This is a genomic window from Mesorhizobium sp. M7A.F.Ca.US.006.01.1.1, assembly GCF_003997935.1.
In the GTDB taxonomy this organism is placed as follows: domain Bacteria; phylum Pseudomonadota; class Alphaproteobacteria; order Rhizobiales; family Rhizobiaceae; genus Mesorhizobium.
In genome coordinates, this window is record NZ_RZQL01000370.1 from 1 (window position 1) to 4,789 (window position 4,789).

Annotated in this window: 4 protein-coding genes; 3 read left to right on the plus strand and 1 reads right to left on the minus strand. The window is 64.4% G+C overall.

The annotated features are described in order from the left end of the window. Nucleotides 1–114: 114 nt before the first annotated feature. The gene (locus tag EN943_RS34980; protein ID WP_127416375.1) at nucleotides 115–1,752 is read left to right on the plus strand and encodes a copper resistance CopC/CopD family protein; all 1,638 of its coding nucleotides are present in this window, start codon (nucleotides 115–117) and stop codon (nucleotides 1,750–1,752) included. A gap of 149 nt (nucleotides 1,753–1,901) precedes the next feature. Then, on the plus strand, nucleotides 1,902–3,329 hold the full coding sequence (gene gndA / locus EN943_RS34985; protein ID WP_127416376.1) for an NADP-dependent phosphogluconate dehydrogenase: 1,428 nt from the start codon (nucleotides 1,902–1,904) through the stop codon (nucleotides 3,327–3,329). A 9-nt stretch (nucleotides 3,330–3,338) separates the two neighbouring features. Here gndA and EN943_RS34990 read toward each other — a convergent pair whose 3' ends face one another. Beyond that, entirely contained in the window at nucleotides 3,339–4,394 is a 1,056-nt protein-coding gene (locus EN943_RS34990; protein WP_127416377.1) for a LacI family transcriptional regulator, read from the minus strand. 151 nt (nucleotides 4,395–4,545) lie between these two features. Here EN943_RS34990 and EN943_RS38080 point away from each other — a divergent pair. Then, the coding region (locus tag EN943_RS38080; protein ID WP_206522873.1) for a hypothetical protein at nucleotides 4,546–4,789 on the plus strand (244 nt) is incomplete at its 3' end.

Consider the following 4,789-nt stretch of genomic DNA (forward strand, 5'->3'; position numbering starts at 1 on the left):
CAGGGATGAAGACGCACTGGAAAGCCCGGCACCCGGCATCAAGCTGCTGCCGAAGAAATGATCTCCCAGGCGGCGCGCTCTTTCGGGCGCGCCGCTCTTTTTCGTGGCGGTGACATGAGCACGACCTCCCTCCTGCAAACGGCTTGCATGACCGGCAAACGCACCGGCCGGCTTGCCGTCGGCCTGTTGGCCGTGATCGTGTTTCTTGTCAGCCTTGCCGTGTCAGACCAGGCCTTTGCCCATGCCGCGCTGATCAAGACCGACCCGGCCGACGGCGAGGTGCTGGCACAGGGTCCGGCGCAGTTCTCGCTGACCTTCAGCGAACCGGTCTCGCCGCTGGTGCTGACCCTGGTGCGGCCCGACGGCACGCCGGTTCCGTTGACCGCCTTCCGCCTCAGCGACCAGACCGTCGAGATCGACAATCCGCAGCCGCTCAAGTCCGGCACGCATGTCTTGAGCTGGCGCGTCATCTCCGCGGACGGTCATCCGGTCGGCGGATCCCTGTTGTTTTCCATCGGCGCGCCCAGCGAACCGCCGGCCGTATCCGGAGCCGTCGACTGGCCGTTGCGTTCGGCTATCTGGGTGGGCAAGATCTTTCTCTACGTCGGCCTTTTCCTCGGCGTTGGCGGCGCCTTCGCGCTTGCCTGGTTGGCCGGAAGTGGCCGCGCCGGGCAGCGCTTCGTTGCAGCTGCAATCCTGAGCGGGCTGGTCGCGACAGCGCTGTCGCTCGGCTTGCAGGGGCTTGATGCGCTCGGGGCGCCGCTCTCCCATCTGGCACAATCGGTCATCTGGCGGACCGGGCTCGGCACCAGTTTCGGCTGGACGGTGCTGGTCGCGCTGATCGCGCTGGGGCTTGGCCTGCTGTCGCTGGCCGGTCCCCGTGCCACCGCCAAACCATTGGCGCTGGCCGGGCTGGCCGGGGTGGGGATTGCCCTTGCCGCCAGCGGCCATGCCAGTGCCGCCGAACCGCAATGGCTGACGCGGCCGATGGTCTTCCTGCACGGGGTCTGCATCGCGTTGTGGGCCGGCGCATTGGCCCCACTCGGGCTGGCGCTGAAGGGGCAATCGGCGGAGGCCGCGCCATTCCTGCGGCGGTTTTCTTGGGCGATCCTGCCCGTGGTGGCCGTGCTTGCCGCTGCCGGCACCGTGCTTGCCGTCATCCAGGTGCAGACACCGGCGGCGCTGATCAACACTGCCTATGGAAGGCTGCTGCTGATCAAGCTGGGGCTGCTGGTCTTTCTGTTCACGCTCGCTGCCGTCAATCGCTGGAAACTCACGGCATCGGCCGAGGCGGGATCGACGGAAGTTCAACGCAGGCTGGTCCGCTCGATCGGCGTCGAGATGTTGATCGTGTTGGCGATTTTCGGCGTTGCCGCGGGCTGGCGCTTCACACCGCCGCCACGAGCGCTCGCGATTGCGGCAGCGCAACCGGTGTCGGTCCATATCCACGCGCTGCAAGCGATGGCCGATCTCAGCATCACTCCCGGCCATGCCGGCCCGGTCGTTGCGTCGATGGTCATCATGAGCGGCGATTTCGGCCCGCTCGACGCCAAGGAGGTAACGCTTGTGCTGTCGAAGCCCGATTCCGGCATCGAGCCGCTGAAGCGCGCTGCGAGCAAGCGCGGCGACGGCAGCTGGCGCGTCGACAACCTCGTCATCCCGGTGCCGGGCCGGTGGACGGTGCGCATCGACATACTGGTCTCGGATTTTCAGATGGTGAAGATCGAGGCGCCCGTCGACATCAGGCCGTAAGGCCGGACTGCCAGGTACCTCTACACGGGCACAACCGACAATCCGGATAACACAATTCGGCGAGGCGGTTGACGCAGGCGTCAAGGCCCGTCAATCATCGCCCGCAAAATCGCGGTCTCAACAAACGATCCGAAAGCAGGGAAGAAACGATGGAAAATGCCGAAATCGGCCTGATCGGCCTTGGCACGATGGGCTCCAACCTGGCGCTCAACATCGCCGAGCACGGGCACCGCATCGCTGTCTTCAACCGCACCAGGGCGCGCACCGACGCTTTCGTCGAGAATGCCGGCGCGCTCAGGGACATGGTCGTGCCCTGCTACAGCCTGGAAGAGCTTGCCGCCGCGATCCGGCCGCCGCGCCCGATCATCATCATGGTGCTGGCCGGCAAGCCGGTCGACGAACAGATCGCGGCTCTGCGCGGCGTGCTGTCGGCCAACGACATCGTCATCGACGCCGGAAACGCCAATTTCCGCGACACGATGCGGCGCTTCTCCGAGCTTTCCGGCTCGGATCTCACCTTCATCGGCATGGGCGTGTCCGGCGGTGAGGAGGGCGCGCGCCACGGGCCTTCGATCATGGTCGGCGGCACGGAGGACTCATGGAAGCGCGTCGAGAAGGTGCTGACGGCGATCTCCGCCAAGTTCAAGGACGAACCCTGCGCGGCATGGCTCGGCACCGACGGCGCCGGACATTTCGTCAAGACCATCCATAACGGCATCGAATATGCCGACATGCAGATGATCGCGGAGATCTACGGCATCCTGCGCGACGGCCTGGGCATGGGCCCGAAAGAGATCGGCACGGTGTTTGCCAACTGGAACAAGGGCCGGCTCAATTCCTACCTGATCGAGATCACCGCCAAGGTGCTGGCATCAGACGATCCGAAGACCGGCAAGCCGGTGGTCGACATCATCCTTGATCGCGCCGGCCAGAAGGGCACCGGCAAATGGTCGGTCATCGAGGCGCAACAACTCGGCATCCCGGCCACCGCGATCGAAGCGGCGGTGGCTGCGCGCGTTCTGTCGTCGATCAAGGACGAGCGGCTGGCGGCGGAAAAGGCCTATGGCAACGCCGGCGTGACGAAGATTTCCGGTGACAAGGACGCCTTGCTGAAAGATCTGGAACTGGCGCTGTTCGCCGGCAAGATCGCCGCCTACGCCCAAGGTTTCGCGGTGATGAGCGGCGCCTCCAAGGAATTCAACTGGAACCTGCCGATGCCGACCATCGCCAGGATCTGGCGCGCCGGCTGCATCATCCGCTCGCAGATGCTCGACACCATGGCGGAAGCCTTCAGCAAGGGCGGCGCCTCGACCAACCTTCTGATGGCTCCGGCCTTCATCTCGCTGATGCAGGAAGCGCATCCGTCGCTGCGCCGCATCGTGGCGAAGGCTTCGGAGGCCGGATCGCCGGTGCCGGCGCTGTCTTCCGCACTTGCCTATTTCGACAGCTACCGGCAGGGCCGCGGCACCTCGAACCTGATCCAGGCGCAGCGCGACTTCTTCGGCGCGCACGGCTTCGAGCGTATCGACGACAAGGGCGCTTTCCATGGGCCGTGGGGGAGCGGTGCGGCTGGCTAGCCCAAGGGCCTAAACGGAAACCGGTGGGCTGAACGCCTGAACCCCGCTGGTGGCGACCAGGCGCTGCAACGAGCCGGGTGCGGCGCCGCCGATCCAGCCGAGCACGGAGCGGGCGAGATCGGAGCCGGCCAGGCGGAAGTTCTCGTTGACGACGAGCAATTCCGGCCGGAACAGGTGCAACAGGTCCGACGACTGCTTGGACACGACATCGACGTCGCGGCCAAGCTTGAGGCCGGCATCTTCGATGCCGGCGACGATAGCCAGTGTCGCGGCGGCAGCGCTGCTGACGAAGCCGTCCGGCCTGTTTTCGCGGCGCATCACCTGCGCGGTCCTGGTCCTGATCTGCTCGATCGTGTGATCGATGGAAACGGTGTTGAACGGAATTTCGCTGGCTCCGACCTCGCTCAGCGCATCGGCAAAGCCGTTCAGCGTGTGGCCATAGTAGGTCAGCCCAGGCGGCGGCGACAGAAGCGCCAGCTTGCGCCTGCCCATGCTCGCCAGTCGACGCACGGCTTCCATCGCGAAAACATGGTTGTCGAAGTCATGGTAGGGGTGCACGAGGCCCATATCGGTGCGGCCATGCGTGGCAAAGGGCATGCCGTGCTCAAGCATGTAGCGGGCGCGTGGATCGTTCGGTTGGGTGCGCGAGATGATGACGCCGTCGGCCGAACCGGTCTCGACGAGATAGCGGATCGGCTCCATCGGATCCTGAGAGCGGGAATAGGGCGTGACGATCAGGTGATAGGGCGTTTCGGCGAGCACTTCCGAAACGCCGTAGATGATGTCCGAGACGAAGCTCATGATCTCGCGATCGGTGTTGAGCACGAGGCTGATGACATTGGTCCTGCCGGTGCGCAGGCGAACGCCGGCGCGGTTCGGCCGGTAGCCGATCTGCTTGGCCACCAGTTGGACCCGGCGCTTGGTCTCGGCGCCGATTTCCGGAGCATCCTTCAAGGCGCGTGACACGGTGGTGACACCGAGCCCGGTCATGAAGGCAAGCGTCTTCAACGTCGGCCGTCCCTGTGCCGACGCCTCCCCGTTCTTGTCCGTACGCTGTCTGTCCATTCGTCCCGCCCGTCAGGCGCATAGCAGCCGCGGGCCATGTCGGCAATCGCCGCCATAGCGATACGATATGCGTTCCAGCCCCGGTAAGGTCTCAATATACTGAAACGTTACAGATTGCCATATCGAGTTACATACCCTCGTCGCGAGGTGGATGGTTCTTTTTGCGAAACGCGTTGGGATTCCAGGAGAAATCGCCCCCCCGCCGCCGCTTTTTGCCCGGATCGGTCGACATTTCGATGTTTGTGCCGCAGCAAACCATGTTGCAGCGCATAAAAGTGCGATCACTCTGGCGTATTTGTTCGCGGCCCGAAAAAATATCGAGGGCACTTCGTTGATGGGTTGCGCAACCCTCGCAATTGCCGTATCGAAAATCTGTAACGTTTCAGATTCTGGGA

Excerpts from the sequence above, each read along its gene's own strand:
- EN943_RS34980 (WP_127416375.1), top strand. The coding sequence starts at position 115 with ATGAGCACGACCTCCCTCCTGCAAACGGCTTGCATGACCGGCAAACGC.
- gndA (WP_127416376.1), top strand. The coding sequence starts at position 1,902 with ATGGAAAATGCCGAAATCGGCCTGATCGGCCTTGGCACGATGGGCTCC.
- EN943_RS34990 (WP_127416377.1), bottom strand. The coding sequence starts at position 4,394 with ATGGACAGACAGCGTACGGACAAGAACGGGGAGGCGTCGGCACAGGGA.